We start from the raw sequence: 20,944 nt of genomic DNA on the forward strand, positions 1-20,944 counted from the left end.
ATGCCGATCAGGGTTCTGGTCGTCGACGACTCCGGATTCTTTCGTCGACGCATTGCGGAGATTCTGGATTCCGACTCGGGCATCGAGGTGGTCGGCTCGGCCGAGAACGGCGAGCAGGCGATCGCAAAGGTGCGCGAGCTCGACCCCGATGTCGTGACCATGGATATCGAGATGCCAGTCATGGACGGCATCACCGCGGTACGCAAGATCATGGCCGAGAGTCCGCGGCCGATCCTGATGTTCTCCAGCCTGACTACCGAAGGCGCCCAGGCCACCCTGGATGCGCTGGAGGCCGGGGCGGTGGACTTCCTCCCCAAGCGGTTCAGCGACATGGCGGGCGACGAGGACAGCGCCCGCATGCTGCTGCGCCGCCGGGTGCGTTCGCTGTCGCGCAGCCGCGCGCGCTCGGCCAGCGCGCCGGGCACCAGCACACCGGCCCGCGAGTCGCGGCCGACCGCGCGGCGGGAAGAGGCCGACCGTCAGGCCGCAGACGCTGCCAAGCAACAGCCGCCGGTCGCGCGCACCCGGCCGCCAACACCCCTGCGGCAACTGCGGGCGGTCCTGATCGGGACTTCCACGGGGGGGCCGGTCGCCCTGCAGGAGGTGCTGAAACCGCTACCGGCCAGTTTCCCGTTGCCGATTGTGCTGGTCCAGCACATGCCGGCCAGCTTCACGCCGGCCTTTGCCGACCGGCTGAACGCGATGTGCAACATCGAGGTGCGCCAGGCGAAGGACGGCGATGCCCTGAAGCCAGGCGTGGCCCTGCTGGCCCCCGGGGGCATGCAGCTGACCCTGGAACGGGGCAGCCAGACCCATGTGCGCATCGCGGAGAGCCCGCTGGGCACGATCTACAAGCCAAGCGTGGACGCCGCATTCAGCTCCGCCGTGGATGCGCTGCGCGGACAGGTCCTTGCGGTCGTGCTGACCGGGATGGGTGCGGACGGGCGCGAGGGTGCGCGGGCGCTGAAAGGGGCCGGGGCGCAGGTCTGGTCGCAGGACGCGGCGACCTGCGTGGTCTACGGGATGCCGGCGGCGGTGGCAGAGGCCGGTTTGTCCGATCACGTCTATCCGCTGCCCGAGATCGGTCCCGCGCTGGTCAAGGGGTTCTGCTGACATGGATATCCTGAGCCTCATCGGGGTGACGCTGGGGCTGGTGGCCGTGCTTGGAGGCAGCATTGCCAAGGGCAGCGGCCTGGGCGCACTGTGGAATGCTGCGGCGTTCGTGATCGTGGTGCTGGGGACGCTGGGGGCGACCCTGGTGCAGGCGCGCCTGACGGTGTTCATGCACGGGATGCGGATCCTGCCGTGGGCCTTCAAGCCGCCGAAGATCGACAACCGGGCCATGGTCGAGCAGATCGTGGAATGGTCGCATGTGGCGCGCAAGGAAGGCCTGCTCGGGCTGGAGACCCTCGCCGACGAGGAGAGCGACGGCTTCGCTCGCAAGGGGCTGCAACTGCTGGTCGACGGCAGCGAGCCGCAGACCATCCGCCAGATCCTCGAGGCCGACCTCGACAACCGCGAGCACTTCGACATGCAGGGTGCGAAGGTGTTCGAGAGCATGGGCATCTATGCGCCGACCCTGGGTATCGTGGGGGCGGTCATGGGCCTGATGGCGGTGATGCAGAACCTGGCGGATCCGAGCAAGCTGGGGGCGGGGATCGCGGCGGCCTTCGTGGCGACCATCTACGGGATCGCCTCGGCCAACCTGCTGTTCCTTCCGCTGGCCAACAAGTTAAAGTCGATTATTCAGAACCGCTCGCAACACCAGCAAATGCTGATGGAAGGCCTGATCGCGATCGCCGAGGGCGAAAACCCGCGGAATATCGAAAGCAAGCTGAGTGGCTTCATCCACGAGTGAGGTCACCATGGCGCGACGCAAGCGGGCGGAGGAACATCAGAATCACGAAGCATGGGCCATTCCTTACGGGGACCTGGTCACGCTGCTGCTTGCGTTCTTCGTCGTGATGTACGCGATCTCGTCGGTGGATGATGGCAAGTATCGCGTGCTGTCGGAGTCCCTGGTGGATGCCTTCCGGGCGCCCATGCAGGCGGAGCCCATTCAGGTGGGGGATCCCACCGTGGCACGCGACCGCACCCCGCAGGATCTCCGCGCACTGGTGCCGATCGAGGTCCAGCCGGGGCTGGTGGAGGACGGTCCGCAGCCCATCGACATGGCCTTGAGCGGGATGCTGGACGACAGCCCCGACGACGCCGGCATGCAGGCCTTTCTCGACGAACTGGCGGAGACCGCCCGCGAGATCGAACAGGCCATGGCGCAGTGGATCGACCAGGGCGACCTGCGCGTGACCCGGGAGGCCTACTGGCTGGAGATCGAGATCACCAGCCGCCTGCTGTTCCCGTCCGGGTCGGCGACGCTGAACCCGGAGGCCGAGGCGTTGTTGCAGGAAGTGGGGGGCATCCTGGCCCCGCGGGTGTCGCGCGTCCACGTGGAGGGGCACACCGACAACGTCCCCATCCAGACGGCGGTCTATCCTTCCAACTGGGAGCTCTCGTCGGGACGCGCCGCGGCGGTCGTCAGCGTGTTCGAGGAGACGGGTGTGGACCCCGAGAATCTGGTGGCCCTGGGGTATGGCGAACACCGACCGGTGGCCAGCAACGAAACGGCGGAGGGCCGTGCCGAGAATCGGCGCGTGTCCATCGTGGTCTTGCCCGGGGCGCGGCCACGCGCCGAGGGGGCGCAGGAACCGGAGCGCCTGCGCGAGGATCTTCCGCCCGCGCCGCTCCCGACGGATGGAGACACACCATGAAGGTCTGGGCGGTGGCAAACCAGAAGGGCGGGGTGGGCAAGACCACGACCACCGTAACGCTGGGCGGCCTGCTCTCCGGTCCGGAGCAGCGTGTGCTGCTGGTGGATGTGGATCCGCATGGTTCGCTGACGGCCTATTTCGGCCACGATCCGGAAACCGCCACGCGCGGGGTATACGAACTGTTCAGCCAGTGCGCCGAAGGGGCCGACCCGGATCCTAACGGGTTGATCCGCGAGACCCGCTTCCCGGGGCTGGATCTGCTGACCGCGAGCACCGCCCTGGCCACTCTGGACCGCCAGCTCGGGACGCGCAGCGGCATGGGCCTGGTGCTGAGGCACGCGCTGGAGAAGGTCTCCGACCAGTATGACTACGTGCTGCTGGATTGCCCGCCGATGCTGGGTGTGCTGATGGTGAATGCGCTGGCGGCCTGTGACGAGCTGCTGGTGCCGGTACAGACGGAATTCCTCGCCCTGAAGGGGCTTGAACGGATGATCAATACCCTGAAAATGGTACAGAAGTCGCGCAAGGCCGAGCTGCAGTACCGGATCATCCCCACGCTTTTCGATCGCCGGACACGCGCCGCGCACGAGGCCCTGGCCGAGCTGCGCCGGCTGTACGGGGACGACGTGTGGCCCGGGGTGATCCCGGTGGACACGAAGTTTCGCGATGCCTCCAGCGCGGGTCAGCCGCTTTGCTTCATGATCCCCGATGCGCGCGGCGTGCTCGCATACTCGGATCTGCTGGAGGCGATCGGCGGACAGCTGTCCGAACCCCATGAACGGAGGCGGCGCGGATGAAGCGATCCACAGTCGACAACCTGGCCCTGAAGGCGGAACCGGACGCGCTGGACGACTATTTCGGCAGCCTGCTCGACGAACCGGAACCGGTGCGGACGCTGTTGCGTCAGGATCTGCTGGAGCCGCCCGCGCCGGTGGCGGAAGCCGTTCCGGAGGTCGACACTTCGACGTCGGTTGGGGAGCCGGAGGTAGCGCCTGCCGCGACACCGCCCGCACCGCCCGACGATCCGGCGGAGCGGGACTACCCGCGCCCCGAGGAGTCGTTCTCCGCCCTGGTGATCGAGGCCGGCAACCTGACGCTACTGGCGCCGCTCCACGCGCTGGGCGGTGTGGCCCCGCTGGATAGCCTGGAGGTGCGACCGACCCCGAATCACTCCGTCTGGTACCTTGGGCTGGCCGATACCAAACAGGGCCGGGTGCAGCTGATCGACCTGGCCGCGGTGGTGACGCCGGAGGACCGCGAATACGAGCCGGATACCGCCCGCCAGGTCGTGTTCCTGGCCGGCTCCCGCTTCGCCCTGGCCTGCCGGGCGATCCACGGGACCCGCGTGATCCAGCCGGATTCGCTGCGCTGGCGCAGCCACCGGCGGCGCCTGCCCTGGCTGGCCGGGGTGGAGCGCGAGAAGATGGCGACACTGCTGGATCTCGAGGCCCTGGACCAGACCCTCGACGAGGGCGGCTGGGACTGAAGCACCCCGCGCGGCATTCAAGCCTCGCGGCGAGCGGCCGATAACCCGGTCAGGACGACACCACAGGGCGAAACCCGCCTGCACGGAACATCGAGGACGACATGAGCAGCGCACAAGACGTAGAAGCCATGGCCAAGGCCGACACCGCTCCGTATGTGACCTTCAGCCTTGCGGAGGAAACCTACGCGATCGATGTCCTGCAGGTTCAGGAGGTCCTCAAGGTCACCGAGATCGCGCCGGTCCCCGGCGTTCCGGATTACATCCTCGGGATCATCAACCTGCGCGGCAATGTCGTGACCGTGATCGACGCGCGGCGGCGCATGGGGCTGGACGATCGCGAATCCGACGAGGCCTCGCGGATCGTGATCATCGACGTGGACAACCAGAACGTCGGGATCCTGGTGGACTCGGTATCCGAGGTCGTGCGGATCGCCCCGGACGCGGTCGAACCGGCGCCGGAGGTCGGCAACGATGACAGCAGCCGTTTCATCCAGGGGGTCACCAGCACCGAGGAGGGGCTGACCATCCTGGTGGACCTGAACAAGCTGCTGTCCGACGAGGAGTGGGCGCAACTGCGCGAACTGTAGCGCGGGCGTCGGGTCCAACTCCCTGAACAAGCGGGCCATTGGGCGCAAGCCGGGAGGTGAGCCATGGTCGACGAGTTTCAGCCGGATCGCACGGTCCGGCCCGTGCATACCACCGTTCCCGGTCGCCGTCTGAGCGACGATCACGACCGCGACCCGGTCTTTCGGCCCGCGGTGCGTCCGACCCAGCAGCGCCCGCCCCGCAAGGAAGAGCGCCGCGAGCGGCGGGGTCTGATCGACGATTACGCCTGAGAACCCCGTCCACGCGCGCCGCTGCGAGAAATCCGCAAACCCGGGCGGATCGCGCTCCGGCAATCGCGCTGCGCTGGCCAGGCGCCCACGATTCACGCGACAATCACCGGGCCCGGTATTCAGGAGAGTGCGCGCAATGGGAGAGGGAATGGTGATCTGGCTGGTCGCGCTGATCGCGCTGCTGGCGACCATCGTGGCCGCATTTTCCGTCGGGCTGGTGATTCTGCTGCGGCGCCAGCTCGCCGCCCTGCGCCAGGACTATCAGCGCCAGGCCACCTCGGTGATGGCGTTGCAGGGGGCCATGAAGGCCCTGTCCGAGGGTGTAGCCACCCATGGCCAGGCCCAGGCCTCCGTGCAGCGGGCCCTGGAACGCCTGCATGACCAGCACAGCGAGTTGCGGGCCCGCGAAGGGGATAGCGGTGCCTACGAGCAGGCCATTCGTCTGATCCAGCAGGGCCTGGGGCGCGAAGAGGTGCGCCGGCGCTGCGGGCTCACATCCACCGAGCTCGACCTGCTTTTCAGCCTGCATGGGACCGGCACGGCGGCGCCAACGGGTTCTAGCGGGCGTTCATGATTCCGGCTCGGGCCCGCCGCCCGAGCGTCCCCGGCTGCGCGATGCATCCCGATAGCCACCGGCGCGGTCATCGGGGGTAATGCCCGCCAGGAGAAAGACGAAGGCGAGAATCTCCGCCACCGCCACGTACAGTTCCTCCGGGATCTCGCTCCCGACGGGGATCTGCGCCAGCGCCTCGCTGAGGGCCGGGTCCTGATGCAGCGGGATGCCGTGCTCCTCGGCGATCCGCAGGATGGCCTCGGCGGTGGCTCCCGATCCACTGGCCGTGATCTTCGGCGCCCGGCGCCGATCCCATTCCAGCGCAACTGCCCGCTCGGGCGCCCCGTCGCGCCCGGCCTTCCGCTCTCCGGTGTCCCTGCGTGCCACTGTTCAGGCCTGCTCGTCGAGCATACGGTGGGTGCCCGGCGGCCGCGGCTCGGGGTCCACCTCGCCCTGGCGGACCGACAGCCCGGTGACCGTCAATTCGCGCTCGTCCAGACGTTCGCGCAGCCGGGGCAGTTCCTGCCGCAGGCGCGCGACCGTCTCGGGCTCACTTGCGGTGAAGTGCACGTTAACGCCTGCTGTGCGGGCGGCCGCTGCCACGCGCATCGGTCCCAGGTCCCCGATATCCAAAGTCAGCACGATCGACCAGGGAGGTTCCGGCTCCTCGTCGGTAGGCGACTCGCGCTGGATCTCGCCGAAGACGCCGTGGACGGCCTGCTCGCTGCGTAGCGGCAGCTCGAAGAACCAGCGGCTGTTCCCGGGTTCGTCGCTGGCGAAGGACTGCAGCGACTGGAGCTGCAGGGAGGTGACGCGCTTCAGCAAGCCTTCCAGCAGCCCCGTCAGGGCTGGCAGGGCGGGTGCGTTCGCTGGCGTCGCGGGGGCCGGCGGGGCCGCCGCGGGGCGGGCTTCGCCTCCCTGGCGGAGCTGGTCGGCCGCGCGCAGCAACTGGGCCTTGAGATCGGCGGCCAGGGGATGGGCCGGGCCCTGGCCCCGGGCCGCGAGCCCCAGCATGGCCTCCATCCAGAGCCCGGATTGCTGAACCTGCTGGCGCAGGCTTTCCGGCTGTGACAGCTGTGCCGGCGTCGGGAGGAGATCGACAAGACGCTGGAGCGCCGGCGGTAGCGGCGCCACCGCTCCGGTGGCCTGCGTTGGCGCTTCGCCGCGTGGAGCTCCGCCGGCGGGTGGTAGCAGCGCCTGCAGGGTAGGGCCCAATGGACGCGCCCCGGGGAGGTGCTGGCGGAGTTCCTGTCCCAGCCACTGTTGAGCGGGACTGGCCGACGGGCCAAGCCCGGCGGGTCGCGGGCCGGCGCGGTCCAGCGTCAGGGGTAGCAGACGCACCTCCAGGCGCGGCTCGGTCCGGGTGATCTCGGCGAGCATCACCGGCGGGCCCGAGCCACCCGTGGGTCGATTCACCAGTGCATCGGGCAGGGCGCCGGCCAGTTGTGCCGTCACCAGCGCAGGGCTCGCCGTAGGTCGCGCTGCCGCTCCGGCTGTCCCCGCGGTTTTCGCACCGGCGGTATTCGCACTGGGTCCCAGACGCAGGCGCACGCTGCGATCCGGGAGGACATCCAGCACCCGAACCTCGATACGCCCCCCAACCTGGAGGCTTGTGGCTTCACGACTCCCGGCACCCCCAGTCAGGGTGCCGGGGGATGTCCAGCCGGGGATTCGCGGGCCGCCAAAGTCGACCATGACTACTTCCTGAGTTTAAAGGCTCAGCATCGCACACCGCGGGGCCGGGCATGAAACGAATCCGCCGGCGCATTCCGGTTTGGTATCCTGCGTGTTTTGATGATCGGGATGACGATGGAGATGGCGAAGATACGTGTACTGATGGTGTGCCTGGGCAACATCTGCCGTTCGCCCATGGCGCACGGGGTGTTCGCGGCGCGCATCCGCGAACACGGGCTGGAACACGCGATCGAGGTGGACTCGGCCGGGACCGCGGGCTATCACGTGGGTGCCAAGCCCGATCGCCGCGCAAGCCAGGAGGCGCGTTCGCGCGGCTACGACCTGGATGATCTGCGCGCACGCCAGCTGGAGCCGGAGGACTTCCTCGAGTTCGACTACATCCTGACCATGGACGACGCGAACTACCGCAACGCCGAGGCGATTCGTCCGCCCGAGGCGCGGGCCGAGTTGCTGCGGTTTCTGGACTTTGCCCCGCAGTTCGATGAACACGAGGTCCCGGATCCGTACTACGGCGGAGACGAGGGCTTCGTGCACGTCATGGATCTGGTGGAGGCGGCCGCCGACGGGCTGCTGGCCCACATCCGCGAGCGTCACACGCTGAAGGCCTCCTGAGCCGACCCCGGGACCGTAACGCCTGATCGCGATGATGGGAACGGGTCCGGGGATAGCGGAGCCGGACCCACAAAGAAAGGGCCCGCCGAAAGGCGGGCCCTTTTCGATTGGAACCGGCTGGTTCCGTTCAGTCGTTGCCCTTGCGCTCCGTGTCGCCGGCCGTGGTGTCGGCCGGTTCCGGGGCAGGCTTGGGCGTCGAGACGCGTTCGGCCTTGGCCTCGTCGGGCTTCGACGGGGCAGGGGCAGAGGATGCGGCGGCTTCGTCGCCGGACCCTTCCGGGGTCGGTTTCGAGCGCGCGCTCTTCGCCGTGGCCGGTGCCTCGGTCGGCTCCTTCGGCGTGGCTTCGCCCGGGTCCGGGGTCGCTTCGCCGGCTCCCGTCTTCGCGGCACCACGCGGCCGACGCTTGGCCGGGGCCGGGCTGTCGGCCTCCGGTTTCGGTACCGCCTCGGCACTGGGGGCGGGCGCGTTTTCCGACTTTTCCGGTTTCGCTACGCCCTGGCTCTCGCTGGAGGCCGGGCTCACATCCCCGGTCGGGTCGGCATCGGCGCCGGGCTTGCGGCCGCGTCCACCGCGGGTACGACCCTTGGCGGACGGCGCATCCGGCGCACTTTCATCGCTGTCCGCTTTCGCCGGCGCTCGCTCCGGTGCAGCGTCCGGCGAGGCGGGGGTCGATTCGGTTTGCGGCTGCCGACCGCCCCCTGACGGGGCGTCCTGGGGCTTCCCGGAGGCCGGGGCGGAATCGGCCGGAGTCGGCGCTTCCCGGCCGGATTCGGTGGCGTTTGCATCCCCCGACGCGCTCTGGGCGCCATCGCCTCCGGTATCGCCGGCATTGTCACCGGAGCGGCCACGGCCACCGCGACGACGGCCTCCACGGCGGGAGCGGCGGGACCGCGTACGCCCCTTGCTGCCGTCGTCCTCGTCGGATTTCTCGGGACCCTTGCCCGCGGGAGCACCGACGGTGTCGCCGGTCGCGGCTTCGTCCTGATCTCGCGCAGGCGGCTTCTCCGCCGGCTTGCCGTTGCCCTTCTTGTCACCGGCGGTCTTGTCAGCAGCCTGGCCCTCGCCGCCCCGGCTCTCGGCCGCAGGCTTGGTCGCATCGCGGCCCGGACCCTTGTCGGCCTCGCTGTCCTTCTTGCCGCCGCGCCGCGAGCGACCCTTGCCGCCATCACCCTTGTCGGCCCTGGCGTTATCGGACTTGGCGCCATCGGCCTTGTCGGGGCCGCCCTTGCGACCATTGGTGCTGTCGCCGCGCTTGTCGCCGGACTTGCGGCTGCCGCTGTCGGCCTTTTTCCGGGAGCCGCCGCGCGCGCCGCCACCCTTGCCGCCACGGTCGCGGCCGCCTTCCTTGCGACGACCTTCCGATTGTTCCTGGTCCTGGTCGGATGCGGGCGCGGCATTGGGGAACAGCGAGGACCAGATACGGGCAAAGAATCCCGGCTGTGTGACCGGCTCCGACGGTTCGGGGGCCATGGGTGCGGCTTCGCTGACGGGGGCGGGCCCGGTCATCTTGACACCCTGGACCAGCGGCTTCTCGACCTTGCTGCGGCGTTCCTGATGCGGATCGCTGTCGTCCTCGACGATCTCCACGAGTTCGTGCGAGCCGCGGTCGCTGATGGTCTCCTCACGCTCGTCGCCGCGCACGCGACGGACCTCGAAGCGCGGGGTGAGGTACTGCGGGTTGGGGATGATGCTGATGTCGACCTGGTGGCGACCCTCGATGTCGGTGATCGACTCGCGCTTCTCGTTCAGCAGGAAGGTGCCCACGTCGACCGGGACCTGGGCCATCACGAGCCCGGTCCGGTCCTTCATGGCCTCTTCCTCGATCAGCCGCAGGATCGACAGCGCCAGGGATTCCACGCTGCGGATCTGGCCGTGGCCCTCGCAGCGCGGGCAGGTGTTCTGGCTGGATTCCCCAAGCGAAGAGCGCAGCCGCTGGCGCGACATCTCCAGCAGGCCGAAGCGGCTGATGCGCCCGACCTGGACCCGGGCGCGATCCATCTCCAGCGCCTCGCGCAGGCGGTTCTCGACCTCGCGCTGGTGCTTGTTGGCGTTCATGTCGATGAAATCGATCACGATCAGGCCGCCCAGATCGCGGATGCGCAGCTGCCGCGCGACCTCTTCGGCCGCCTCCAGATTGGTGTGGAAGGCGGTCTCCTCGATGTCGCCGCCCTTGGTGGAACGGGCGGAGTTGACGTCGATGGAAATCAGGGCCTCGGTGTGATCGATCACCAGGGCGCCGCCGGAGGGCAGGGTGACCTCGCGGTCGAACGCGCTCTCGATCTGGCTCTCGATCTGGTAGCGGTTGAACAGCGGGACCGGGTCATCGTAGCGCTTGAGCTTGCGCAGGCTGTTCGGCATCACCAGGCGGACAAAGTCTTCCGCCTGCTGGTAGACCCCGTTGTCATCGATGATGACCTCGCCCACGTCGTTGCGCATGTGGTCGCGCAGGGCGCGGATGATGACGTTGCTTTCCTGATGGATCAGTGCCGGGGCCTTGGCCTTGTCCGCGGCCTCGGTCACGGCGGCCCACAGGGCGGTCATGTAGTCGAGGTCCCATTGCAGCTCCTCGGTGCTGCGCCCGACGCCGGCGGTACGGGCGATTACGCCCATGCCTTCCGGCATGTTGAGCCCGGAGAGGGCATCACGCAGGGAGGCGCGATCCTCGCCTTCGATGCGGCGGGAGACGCCCCCCGCCTTCGGGTTGTTGGGCATCAGGACCAGGTAGCGGCCCGCGAGGCTGATGTAGGTCGTCAGGGCGGCGCCCTTGTTGCCGCGCTCTTCCTTCTCGACCTGGACCAGCAGTTCCGTGCCTTCCTTCAGGAATTCGCGGATCGGCTTGTCACTGTCGGCGGGGGCGCCAACGGCGGTATGGGCAATCTCCTTGAATGGGAGGAAGCCGTGGCGATCAGCCCCAAAGTTGACGAACGCGGCCTCCAGGCTCGGTTCGACTCGGGTGATCTTGGCCTTGTAGATATTGGCCTTCTTGCGCTCTCGCGAGGGCAGTTCGATATCCAGGTCGTACAGCCGCTGGCCGTCGACCATGGCGACACGCAGCTCTTCCGGCTGCGTGGCATTGATCAGGATGCGTTTCATGCAATGGACTCGGTAGGGCGTCCTGGCGTCCGGCGGGGAACCGCGGGACCCCGGGTGCGGCGATCGAGCGGCGGCACGGCAACGCTTGCGCACGCGTGCTCGCAGCGGCGGCGCGTAGCGAAAGCCAGCGCGCCAGCCAGGTGTTCACCAGCAACCACGGGATCAGTCGCCTGCTGGAGGCGGAGCCGGGGAGACAGGACTGGGTTAGAAGAAATAGCGTCACAGTGTCGCTTTGCGGCGATGGCCCTTCGACCGGGAGCTGTCGAAAGCTCGTGGGTCGAAGTGGCGGGTGATTCGAGGCGCGTTGCCGGCAACTCGCAGCAACGTACCGTGCGCCAATGTAGGGCATAACCCCCCGTATGGGCAAGTTTTTTCGGCTGCGGGAACGCCGCGTGCAGTAGCCCGGGAAGCGCCGCTCCGGTAGCATCCCGCGCCATGAATGCAAGGCGTGAACCCTCCGGCCCGCGCAGCTTCCGGGTCACCGAGCGTGGTGACGGGCAGCGGCTCGACAACTTTCTGCTCCGCGAACTCAAGGGCGTGCCCAAGGGGCTGATCTATCGCCTGGTACGCCAGGGCGCTGTGCGCGTCGACGGACGCCGGGCCAAGGCCCACAAACGCCTGGCGGCGGGCAACGAGGTTCGCGTGCCCGATCTCGATCGGCCGGAAGCGGCCGCCTCGGAGATCCCGCCGAAGGTACTGGATCGACTGCGGCGGGCCATCATCCACGAGGATGATGACCTGCTGGTACTGGACAAGCCCTCGGGCCTCGCCGTGCACGGCGGCAGCGGGCTGGCCTTCGGCATTATTGAGGCGATGCGCCAGTTGCGGCCGGATACGGAGCTCGAGCTGGGCCACCGCCTCGACCGCGAGACCAGCGGGTGCTTGTTGCTGGCGAAGAACCGCCCCGCGCTGCAGGACTTCCACGCCGCACTCCGCGAGGGCCGGGTGGAGAAGCGCTACCTGGCGTTGCTGGTGGGCCCGTTCCCGGGTGGCCAGCCCATCGAGTGTGATGCCCCGATCGCCAGCGGCCGTCAGGATGACGGCCGGCGCCGGATGCGCGCCGGCGGGGAGGCCGGGGATGACGGGCCACGGGCTCGTGCCGCCCGGAGTGTCTTTCAGCCGCTGGAGGTGCATGGCGCGTACCAGCTGGCGGAGGTGCGGATCGGGACGGGGCGCACGCACCAGATTCGCGTGCACGGCCAGGCGATTGGCCACCCGGTGGCGGGCGACCACGACTACGGCCTGCCGGATGCCAACCGCCACCTCCGCAAGCAGGGCCTGAAACGGCTGTTCCTGCATGCCCAGGCGCTGGCCTATCAGTCGGCGGACGGCGAGCGGCATGTGTTCTCCGCACCGCTACCGGACGAGCTGGGCGAGGTGCTGGCGCACCTGGATGCCGGCACCGGGGACGACGCATGAGCATCCCGCTCCTGCCGCCCGGCGACGCGGACCTGCGTCTGATCGTATTCGACTGGGACGGGACCCTGATGGACTCGCCGCGCCGCATCGTCCACTGCCTGCAACGGGCAGCGGTCGCGACCGGCGCCCCGGAGCGCGACGAGGCCAGCCTGCGCAATATCATCGGGCTCGGGGTGCAGGCGGCGGTGCAGGAGCTGTACCCGGGCGCGGACGAGGCGTTCGTTCACCAGTTCACCGCCGCCTACCGCGCCTGTTATCTGGAGGCCGAAGATGCCCCGGAGACCCCGCTGTTTGTCGGCGTGCCCGAGCTCCTGAACTGGCTGGATGCGCGCGAGGTGCTGCTGGGTGTGGCCACCAGCAAGTCACGCCGCGGCCTGGACCAGGCGCTGGAGGCAACCGGTCTGGCGGGCTACTTTGTGGCGACCGCCACCGGCGACGAACACCCGTCCAAGCCGAACCCGGCCATGCTCCGCTGCGTGATGGAGCGGGCGGGTGTGGAACCGGGGCGCACGCGCATGGTCGGTGATAGCGTTTATGATCTGGAAATGGCTCGCCATGCCGGTGTGCCCGCGGTGGGGATAACCCACGGCGTACATCCGCCACAGAGACTGCAGGGCGCCGAGCCGCTGGCCCTGCTGCCGAACCTGGCAGCGCTGCTGGAGGCCTTCCGGCAGGCCGAGCGTACAACCTGAACAAGGAACCACGATGGGCTGGGCAAACGAGAACAAACCGGGCTGGGAACGCGAGACACTGGAGAAGCTGGTCCAGGCACAGGTGATCGAGCAGCGTCGGGCCCGGCGCTGGGGCATCTTCTTCAAGCTGCTGTTCTTCTTTTACCTGGTCGCACTGCTGATTCTGGTGCGCGGCGGCGATATGGGCCTTGCCGGCCTGTTCGAGACCGAGCGCGAGCCCTCCGAACACGTGGCGGTGGTGGAGGTCGAGGGTCTGATCGCCTCCAGCGCGGCGGCCAACGCCGAGGATATCGCCAAGGTCCTGAACGAGGCGTTCGAGGCCAAAGGTACCCAGGCGGTGATGCTGCGCATCAACAGCGGGGGCGGCAGCCCGGTGCAGGCCGCAAACGTGCACGACGAGATCCTGCGGCTGAAGGAGAAGCACCCGGATATCCCGGTGTATGCGGTCATCGGGGACGTGGGGGCCTCGGCCGCTTATTACATCGCCGTGGCCGCGGACGAGATCTATGCCAGCCAGGCCAGTATGGTCGGCTCCATCGGGGTCCGCATGGACAGCTTTGGACTGGTGGACCTGATCGACAACATCGGGGTCGAGCGCCGCCTGTTCACCGCGGGCGAGAACAAGGGGTTCCTGGACCCCTTCCTGCCGCTGGACGAGGGCCATGTGAACCACCTTGACGGCGTACTGCAGGGCGTGCACCAGCAGTTCGTGGACGTGGTGCGCACCGGGCGCGGCGATCGCCTCGTGGAGCGGGACGACCTGTTCAATGGCCTGATCTGGACCGGGGACCGGTCGGTGGAGCTGGGCCTGATCGACGGGCTGGGCACCGACCGGAGCGTGGCCCGGGACGTGATCGGCGTGGAGAAGCTGGTGGTGTTCAAGCCGCGCCGCAGCCCGCTGCAGTTGTTGTTCGAGGACCTCGGCATGGCCGCCTTCCAGCAGTGGATGACCTGGGAATCCACGCCCCAGTGGCGCTGACCGGCCTCGGGCGCGTCAGGTCTCGTCGATGCGGGTGACGCGGGCGATCATGCCGATCACCGGGTGATCCAGGTAGAACAGGTCATCGCCGGAGTTCATGCGCTGGCTGCCGCGCACCGTGATTGCGCGTGGGGGGCGGTCATCCAGCGGCTCCTCGACGTGGTAGATGAGGTCGGTCTCCAGGTGGAGGAAGCGTCCCACCCAGATGCGCAGGCGGCCCTCCAGCTCGAAGCGCTCCTCGACGGCTTCGGCCAGCGGGCGGGGTGACAGGCCGCTCGCATCCCCGAGGGCATCGTGCACCCCCAGGCGCCGCCCCTGCTGGACCCGCAGCCAGGGGGCCGACGCATGGTCGCGCCCGGTCTGGTCCCAGGCGAGGCGGGCGATGATACGCCCGGCGCCGGAATCCTCCACGCGCCGTACCACCCGCTGCAGTTCGAAGCCGCGGCGCGAATCCCGGTAGTTCCGCCCACCCAGCTCCGATTCGCCGAACAGCGGTTCGCGCGGAGCTGCGAGCTCCATCTGCAGCCGCCGGCTCTCCTCTGTGCGGTGCTCGAAGATCACCAGTTCGATGCGGTACCGGCGCCCGGCCTGGGCGATTACCGGGCCACTCAGGCCGACCACGGGCAGTGCGGCCAGTCCGGTCAGGATCCGGCGACGCAGGGGATTCGGGGCGGGGAAGGTGTTCTTGGGCATTCAGGCGGCCTGCTGTTCGGGGCTGATGGTATCCAGTAGACGCAGAACGGCCTGCGCCCGGGCCTCCAGTGTCTCCATTGGTGCGAAGAAGCGGAAGGCCTTCTGGCCGTCCAGTTTGTACGCCTGCGGATCGGATTGCACCAGCTGGATCAGGGCCGCGATGTCCAGATTGGGACTCGGCCCAAAGACCAGACGGCCCCCGGCCGGTCCCAGTTCCAGCTTGCGGATGCCGAGCGGCGTCAGGCGCAGTCGCAGTCGCGCGGCCTCGAAAAGTGCCTTGGCCGGGTCGGGGAGCAGGCCGAAGCGGTCCACCAGTTCGACCTCCAGCTCGCGCAGGGCGTCGGCAGAGGCGGCGCTGCTGATCCGCTTGTAGAGGATCAGCCGAGTATGCACGTCGGGTACGTAGTCGTCGGGGAGCAGGGCCGGCAGGCCCAGCTCGACCTCGGTGCCGGTGGCCTCGGGCCCCTCCAGCTCCGGGATCTTGCCGGAGCGCAGGGCGTTCACCGCGCGGTTGAGCAGGTCGTTGTACATCGAGAAGCCGACCTCGTGGATCTGCCCGCTCTGTTCATCGCCCAGCAGTTCGCCGGCGCCGCGGATCTCCAGGTCGTGGCTGGCGAGGGTGAAACCGACGCCCAGGTCTTCCAGCGAGGCAATGGCCTCCAGGCGCTTCTTCGCGTCGGCGGTCATGGCCTTTTCCGGTGGCGTGATCAGGTAGGCATAGGCGCGGTGGTGCGAACGGCCGACGCGCCCGCGCAGCTGGTGCATCTGCGCCAGGCCCAGCTTGTCGGCACGGTTCATCACGATGGTATTGGCGGTGGGGACGTCGATCCCGGTTTCGATGATCGTGGTGCAGACCAGAATGTTGTAGCGCCGGTGATAGAAGTCGAGCATCACCTGTTCCAGCTCGCGTTCGCGCATCTGGCCGTGCGCGATTCCTACCCGCGCACCGGGCAGCAGCTCCTGCACGCGCTGGGCGGTGCGCTCGATGGTGTTCACTTCGTTGTGCAGGAAGTACACCTGGCCGCCACGGCGGATCTCGCGCAGGCAGGCCTCCTGGATAATGGCGTCGTTCCATTCGTTGACGAAGGTCTTGATCGCCAGGCGCTCGCGCGGCGGGGTGGTGATCACCGACAGGTCGCGCAGGCCGGCCAGGGCCATGTTCAGGGTGCGCGGGATCGGGGTCGCGGTCAGGGTGAGCATGTCCACTTCGGCGCGCAGCTTCTTCAGCGCCTCCTTGTGGCGCACGCCGAAGCGCTGTTCCTCGTCAACGATCACCAGGCCCAGGTTGGAGAAGTCGAGGTTGGCCTGCAGCAGCTTGTGGGTGCCGATCACGATGTCGACCTTGCCGTCCTTCAGGCCTTCCAGCACCCCGGCCTGCTGCTTGGCACTGCGAAAACGCGACAGGGACTCGATGCGGACCGGCCAGTCGGCGAAACGGTCGGTGAAGTTCTGATGATGCTGCTGGGCGAGCAGGGTGGTGGGGACCAGCACCACCACCTGCTTGTTGTTCTGCACCGCGACGAACGCGGCGCGCATCGCCACCTCGGTCTTGCCGAAGCCGACATCGCCACAGATCACGCGATCCATGGGCCGGGTATCGGCCATGTCCGCGAGGACCGCGTCGATCGCCTGTTGCTGGTCCAGGGTCTCCTCGAACGGAAAGCCGGCCGCAAAGGCGTGATATTCGGCCGTGTCGGTCGCGAAGACGGTGCCCTGTTTCGCCGCGCGCCGGGCGTGGATGTCCAGCAGTTCCGCGGCCACGTCGCGCGCCTTTTCCGCGGCCTTGCGGCGCGCCTTGTCCCATTGTTCGCTGCCGAGCCGATGCAGCGGGGCGTGCTCGGCGTCGGCGCCGGTGTAACGGCTGATCAGATGCAGCGAGGAGACCGGCACATAGAGCTTGGCGCCGTCGGCGTATTCCAGGGTCAGGAACTCGGAAGGCTGGCCGTTGAAGTCGAGGGTCTGCAGCCCGAGGTAGCGGCCCACGCCCTGTTCCTCGTGTACCACCGGGGCGCCGATGGTGAGGTCGCTGAGGTTCTGCACCACCGCGTCCGCGTCCCGAGTACTGCGGTTGCGGCCGCGGGTCTGCCGGGCCCGTTCGCCGAGCAGCGCGGCCTCGGGGGCGACCGCGACGCCCTCGGGCAGGACGAAACCCTCCCCGAGGGCGGCGACGGTGACGTGCAGGCCCGCCCCGGCATCGAGGAAGGCGTCCCAGTTCTCCACTGGATGGTGCGGGACGGCCTGTTCCCGCAGCAGGGTCAGCAGGGCCTCGCGCCGCCCGGCCGATTCTGCGGTGAGCAGGACTCGCTGCTGCCCCTCGATGAACACCTTCAGCCGCTGGGCCGGGTCTTCGCGACCCTGCTGCATCCCTAGTTCCGGGAGCGGGTCGCAGGTGAACGCGATCTCGGCGCCACGGTCCGCGGGAAGTGGTGCGGCCGGGTGGCCTATGGCCACGCCGGAGTGCACGCGCAGGGCGTTCCCGAGCTGGTCGATATCCAGGTAAAGCCGCTCCGGCGGCAGCAGCGGGCGATCGTACTGGTGGCTCAACTGCTCGAAGCGATCGCGGATCTCCTGCGCAAACTCCTCCGCGGCGCCGGCGATATTGCCGAGCTGCACCACCTGGGCCTCGGGGCAGTAGTCGAATACCGTGTCCATGCCCTCGAAGAACAGTGGCAGGTAGGCCTCGATACCCGGCGGGACCAGCCCCTCGCTGATGTCGCGGTAGATCGGGTGCCGGGTGGGGTCGCCGGCGAACTGAGCCCGGTAGCGTGTCCGGAATTCGCGGATGGCCGTATCGTTCAGCGGGAACTCGTGGCTGGGGAGGATCTCCAGGCGCTCGACCTTTCCGGTGGAGCGCTGCGATTCCGGATCGAACTGGCGCAGGGAGTCGATCTCGTCATCCAGGAACTCGATACGCACGGGCTCGTCGGCACCCATCGGGAACAGGTCCAGGATCTCCCCGCGGGCCGCGAACTCGCCATGGCTGATGACTTGCTGCACCGCGTTGTAACCGGCCTCGGCGAGATTCTCGCGCAGCGTCATGCGATCCAGCCGCTGGCCGGTCTGCAGGGAGAGCCCCTGACTGGTCAGCCAGTCGCGCGGCGGGAGACGCTGCATCAGGGTGGAGACCGGCATCAGCACAATGCCGCGTTCCAGACCGGGCAGGTGGTACAGCGTGCGCAGGCGTTCCGAAATGATGTCCTCGTGCGGGGAGAACACATCGAACGGCAGGGTTTCCCAGTCCGGCAGGCGCAGCAGCGGAAGGTCGCGGTCGCCGGCGAAGAACTCCCATTCCTCCTGCCAGCGGTCGGCGGCCTCGTTGGATTCCGTGATGACCAGCAGCGGGCGATCGAACGCCGCAGCATTGCGGGACAGGGCGAGGGTCGCCGCCGTGGCGTTGAGTCCCGACCAGATCTCGAAACCGGAGCCGGGGAGGCGGCCGGGCTGAAGCGGATTGCGCCGTTTTTCGGACATGGGCCTGCGGATCGGGGCTGCGGAAAGGGTCGCGATTATACGGATTCCGCCGCACGGGTGCGCGAGGTCCTTGTGTCGGTCAAGGGCGATTCACAGGAAGCCTGAAAGGCAAGAAGGGTTTCAGGGTGAAGAAATCATGAGGACGCCGTTGCCTGACACGGCGCCTGTCGTGCCCCTGCGGCCGCTCAAATCATCCCCCCTTCCAATCTTCCCTTCTTCCTGTAAACGCTTTTGTTTGCGTTCAGGGGAATCAGTCGGGGTCGATGTAGCGCTTGAGGATGGGGGCGTAGGCGTCGATGCGGCGGTCGCGGAGGAAGGGCCATTGGCGGCGCACGGCCTCGGTGCGGGTACGATCCAGCTCGACAGCCAGGATCTCCGGCGCGTCATCGCCGGCGCGGGCCAGGAATTCGCCTTGCGGACCGGCGACGAAGCTCGTGCCCCAGAAGGTTGCGCCGGGCGAATGCCCCGAGGGGTCGGGCTCGTGGCCGGTGCGATTGCAGGCGATCACCGGGAGGTTGTTGGCCACCGCGTGGCCGCGCTGGACAGTGATCCAGGCCTCCTGCTGGCGGCGCTGTTCCTCCGGTGTGTCCTGCGGGTCCCAGCCGATCGCGGTCGGGTAGATCAGCAGCTCGGCACCGGACAGCGCCATGATACGCGCGGCCTCGGGATACCACTGGTCCCAGCAGACCAGGACACCGAGCCGGCCGACGGAGGTATCGATGGGCACAAAGCCGGTGTCGCCCGGCGTGAAGTAGTACTTCTCGTAGTAGCCGGGGTCGTCGGGGATGTGCATCTTGCGGTAGGTGCCGACCTGGCGGCCGTCGGTTTCGAAGACCACGGCGGTGTTGTGGTAGAGCCCCGGGGCGCGCCGCTCGAACAGGGAACCGACGAGGACCACGCCGTGCTCGCGCGCGATCGCCGCCAGGCGTTCGCTGCTCGGACCGGGGATCGGTTCGGCCGCATCGAAGGTGGCGAGATCCTCGGTCTGGCAGAAATAGGGGCCGGTATGCAGTTCCGCCAGGACCACCAGGCGGGCACCGTTCGCCGCGGCCGTAGCCACGGCCGCAGCGGTGGCGTCGAGGTTGGCCTCGACGCTGCCGGCGTCCTGGTGCTGGATCAGGGCAACGGACAGGGTGTCACGGGACATGATGGGGACTCGGGCTGGCGGTTATTCCTGCGGGATGCCGAGGGCGGCCGCGGGATACTGCATGGTCAGGCAGTGAAGGCTGCCACCCTGACGAATGATGGGGCGGCAGTCGATTTCCACGATCTCGCGTCCCGGAAAGGCCTCGGCGAGCCGGTCCCGGGCGACGGCATCCGCGGCATCGTCATACACCGGCAACAGGACGGCTCCGTTCAGGATCAGGAAATTCGCATAGGTCGCGGCCAGTCGCCGGCCATCCTCGAAAATCGGGGCGGGCCAGGGCAGAGGGATCAGGCGGTAGGGTTCGCCGGACGGCTGGCGCAGGGCCCGTAGCTCCTGTTCCATTGCCTGCAGTTCCGGGTAGTGCGGATCCTGCGGGTCGTCGCACTGGACATAGGCGATGGTGTCCTGCGCACAGAAGCGCGCCAGCGTGTCGATATGGGCGTCGGTGTCGTCGCCCTCCAGCTGGCCGTGTTCCAGCCAGAGCACGCGCCGGGCCCCCAGCCATCGGGCCAGGCTTTGCTCGATGCCTGCGCGATCCAGCTGCGGGTTCCGGGTGGCGGACAGCAGACAGCGCGCGGTGGTCAGCAGGGTGCCGGCGCCGTCCGATTCGATGGAGCCTCCCTCCAGGACCAGGCCGGTCGGCTCCGGCACGCAGCTCCCGAAGACGCCCTGGCTCGCGAGGGCCCGGGTGATGCCGTCGTCGAGGTCCGCGGGATACTTGCCCCCCCAGCCGTTGAAGGTGAAGTCCAGCAGGCGCGGCTGGTCGCCATCGAATACGGTGATCGCGCCATGATCGCGCGCCCAGGTGTCATTGCTGGGGGCCAGCGCGAACCACAGGCGATCCGGACGGATCGCGGTCTCGGTGAGAAAGCCGGAGATCTCCTCGATGTGATCGGGGTCGCGCGCGACGATGATGACCGGCTCGAACTGGCTGATGCTCGCCGCGATCAGCGCGAACACCGGATGCACCTGTTCCAGGGCCGGGGCCCAGTCGGTGTCATCATGCGGCCAGGTGAGCTGGATCGCGCCCTGGGGCTCCCATTCGGCCGGGAGCCGGCGTTGCGTGACTGCCGGGGCGGTTTCCCCGGTGCTCATGGACGATCGGCGCTGGATCCGTTGCGCACGGCACTGTGCAGGACGTATTCGCCCTCGAAGACCACGGAGAAGTCGGCGTAGTCCCAGCGCGTAATCGGCGGATCGCCCACCGTGGTATGGCGTCGCTCGGGCTCGCCGTGCTGGCGGATTACCGCGGCCTGGGTCTGGCCTCGGGTGGGAACCCCTTCGCGTTCCTTCACGGTGAATCCACCATCGGGACTGCGCAGGATGTCGGCCGATGCAGTCGCCATGGCCCCGGCAAACAATGCCAGGACGAGGGCGCTGGCGACGGTGCGCACAGTGGTCTTCGGGGTGGGGTTAGAGGCGTTGCATTTCCCTGGCATGGCCGACTCTCCGTTTGCTGGACAGTCCCATGGTAGCGTCTAGCGTGACGCCATGCCTCC

20 protein-coding genes are annotated in these 20,944 nt (G+C 68.3%); 12 read left to right on the forward strand and 8 right to left on the reverse strand.

Features of this window, described 5'->3' with window-relative positions:
- The 8 genes from D106_RS0102380 (at position 1) to D106_RS0102415 (ending at position 5,664) form a co-directional block, all read left to right on the forward strand.
- Positions 1-1,113 (forward strand): chemotaxis response regulator protein-glutamate methylesterase, encoded by a 1,113-nt coding sequence (locus tag D106_RS0102380; RefSeq protein WP_018866265.1) that lies wholly within the window; start codon positions 1-3, stop codon positions 1,111-1,113.
- Position 1,114: 1 nt separating this feature from the next.
- Positions 1,115-1,858, forward strand: a complete 744-nt coding sequence (locus D106_RS0102385) for a flagellar motor protein (RefSeq protein WP_018866266.1) — start codon at positions 1,115-1,117, stop codon at positions 1,856-1,858.
- A 7-nt stretch (positions 1,859-1,865) separates the two neighbouring features.
- Positions 1,866-2,768, forward strand: a complete 903-nt coding sequence (gene motD / locus D106_RS0102390) for a flagellar motor protein MotD (RefSeq protein WP_018879082.1) — start codon at positions 1,866-1,868, stop codon at positions 2,766-2,768.
- The gene (locus tag D106_RS0102395) at positions 2,765-3,565 is read left to right on the forward strand and encodes a ParA family protein (protein WP_018866268.1); all 801 of its coding nucleotides are present in this window, start codon (positions 2,765-2,767) and stop codon (positions 3,563-3,565) included. The genes motD and D106_RS0102395 overlap by 4 nt, the downstream gene beginning before the upstream one ends.
- Positions 3,562-4,254 (forward strand): chemotaxis protein CheW, encoded by a 693-nt coding sequence (locus D106_RS0102400; RefSeq protein WP_018866269.1) that lies wholly within the window; start codon positions 3,562-3,564, stop codon positions 4,252-4,254. The genes D106_RS0102395 and D106_RS0102400 overlap by 4 nt, the downstream gene beginning before the upstream one ends.
- A 128-nt stretch (positions 4,255-4,382) precedes the next feature.
- Positions 4,383-4,841, forward strand: coding sequence for a chemotaxis protein CheW (locus tag D106_RS0102405; protein ID WP_018866270.1), 459 nt, complete (start codon positions 4,383-4,385; stop codon positions 4,839-4,841).
- A 63-nt stretch (positions 4,842-4,904) separates the two neighbouring features.
- Entirely contained in the window at positions 4,905-5,090 is a 186-nt protein-coding gene (locus D106_RS0102410; protein WP_018879083.1) for a hypothetical protein, read from the forward strand.
- A 148-nt stretch (positions 5,091-5,238) separates the two neighbouring features.
- Entirely contained in the window at positions 5,239-5,664 is a 426-nt protein-coding gene (locus tag D106_RS0102415) for a DUF2802 domain-containing protein (RefSeq protein ID WP_018866272.1), read from the forward strand.
- On the opposite strand, the gene D106_RS0102420 is transcribed toward D106_RS0102415, so the two are convergent.
- Positions 5,659-6,030: an EscU/YscU/HrcU family type III secretion system export apparatus switch protein gene (locus D106_RS0102420; RefSeq protein ID WP_018866273.1), complete on the reverse strand. Its 372-nt coding sequence runs from the start codon at positions 6,028-6,030 to the stop codon at positions 5,659-5,661. The genes D106_RS0102415 and D106_RS0102420 overlap by 6 nt on opposite strands.
- Positions 6,031-6,033: 3 nt before the next feature.
- A complete protein-coding gene (locus D106_RS0102425; protein WP_018879084.1) occupies positions 6,034-7,098 on the reverse strand; it encodes a flagellar hook-length control protein FliK in 1,065 nt (354 codons plus the stop codon).
- A 360-nt stretch (positions 7,099-7,458) separates the two neighbouring features.
- On the opposite strand from D106_RS0102425, the gene D106_RS0102430 reads away from it, so the two are divergent.
- The gene (locus D106_RS0102430) at positions 7,459-7,950 is read left to right on the forward strand and encodes a low molecular weight protein-tyrosine-phosphatase (protein ID WP_026279202.1); all 492 of its coding nucleotides are present in this window, start codon (positions 7,459-7,461) and stop codon (positions 7,948-7,950) included.
- A gap of 127 nt (positions 7,951-8,077) precedes the next feature.
- Here the strand turns inward: D106_RS0102430 and D106_RS0102435 are convergent, their stop codons facing one another.
- The gene (locus D106_RS0102435; RefSeq protein ID WP_018879085.1) at positions 8,078-11,044 is read right to left on the reverse strand and encodes an Rne/Rng family ribonuclease; all 2,967 of its coding nucleotides are present in this window, start codon (positions 11,042-11,044) and stop codon (positions 8,078-8,080) included.
- Between the two features lie 435 nt (positions 11,045-11,479).
- On the opposite strand from D106_RS0102435, the gene D106_RS0102440 reads away from it, so the two are divergent.
- Genes D106_RS0102440 through D106_RS0102450 form a run of 3 tightly spaced genes read left to right on the forward strand, consistent with a single transcriptional unit; the run spans position 11,480 to position 14,134 of the window.
- The gene (locus D106_RS0102440) at positions 11,480-12,463 is read left to right on the forward strand and encodes an RluA family pseudouridine synthase (protein ID WP_018879086.1); all 984 of its coding nucleotides are present in this window, start codon (positions 11,480-11,482) and stop codon (positions 12,461-12,463) included.
- Positions 12,460-13,155, forward strand: coding sequence for an HAD family hydrolase (locus tag D106_RS0102445; protein WP_018866278.1), 696 nt, complete (start codon positions 12,460-12,462; stop codon positions 13,153-13,155). Before D106_RS0102440 ends, D106_RS0102445 begins: the two co-directional genes overlap by 4 nt.
- A 13-nt stretch (positions 13,156-13,168) precedes the next feature.
- A complete protein-coding gene (locus D106_RS0102450) occupies positions 13,169-14,134 on the forward strand; it encodes a S49 family peptidase (RefSeq protein ID WP_018866279.1) in 966 nt (321 codons plus the stop codon).
- Between the two features lie 15 nt (positions 14,135-14,149).
- Here D106_RS0102450 and D106_RS0102455 read toward each other — a convergent pair whose 3' ends face one another.
- From D106_RS0102455 to D106_RS0102475, 5 genes are all read right to left on the reverse strand, one after another.
- Positions 14,150-14,827 (reverse strand): CsiV family protein, encoded by a 678-nt coding sequence (locus tag D106_RS0102455; RefSeq protein WP_018879087.1) that lies wholly within the window; start codon positions 14,825-14,827, stop codon positions 14,150-14,152.
- Positions 14,828-18,298 (reverse strand): transcription-repair coupling factor, encoded by a 3,471-nt coding sequence (gene mfd, locus D106_RS0102460; RefSeq protein WP_018879088.1) that lies wholly within the window; start codon positions 18,296-18,298, stop codon positions 14,828-14,830.
- Positions 18,299-18,548: 250 nt separating this feature from the next.
- The gene (locus D106_RS0102465; RefSeq protein WP_018879089.1) at positions 18,549-19,445 is read right to left on the reverse strand and encodes a carbon-nitrogen hydrolase; all 897 of its coding nucleotides are present in this window, start codon (positions 19,443-19,445) and stop codon (positions 18,549-18,551) included.
- A gap of 21 nt (positions 19,446-19,466) precedes the next feature.
- A complete protein-coding gene (locus D106_RS0102470) occupies positions 19,467-20,540 on the reverse strand; it encodes an agmatine/peptidylarginine deiminase (RefSeq protein WP_018879090.1) in 1,074 nt (357 codons plus the stop codon).
- The gene (locus tag D106_RS0102475) at positions 20,537-20,884 is read right to left on the reverse strand and encodes a hypothetical protein (RefSeq protein ID WP_051077444.1); all 348 of its coding nucleotides are present in this window, start codon (positions 20,882-20,884) and stop codon (positions 20,537-20,539) included. The genes D106_RS0102470 and D106_RS0102475 overlap by 4 nt, the downstream gene beginning before the upstream one ends.
- Between the last annotated feature and the right edge of the window lie 60 nt (positions 20,885-20,944).

Source organism: Thioalkalivibrio sp. ALE9, assembly GCF_000377445.1.
Classification (GTDB): domain Bacteria; phylum Pseudomonadota; class Gammaproteobacteria; order Ectothiorhodospirales; family Ectothiorhodospiraceae; genus Thioalkalivibrio.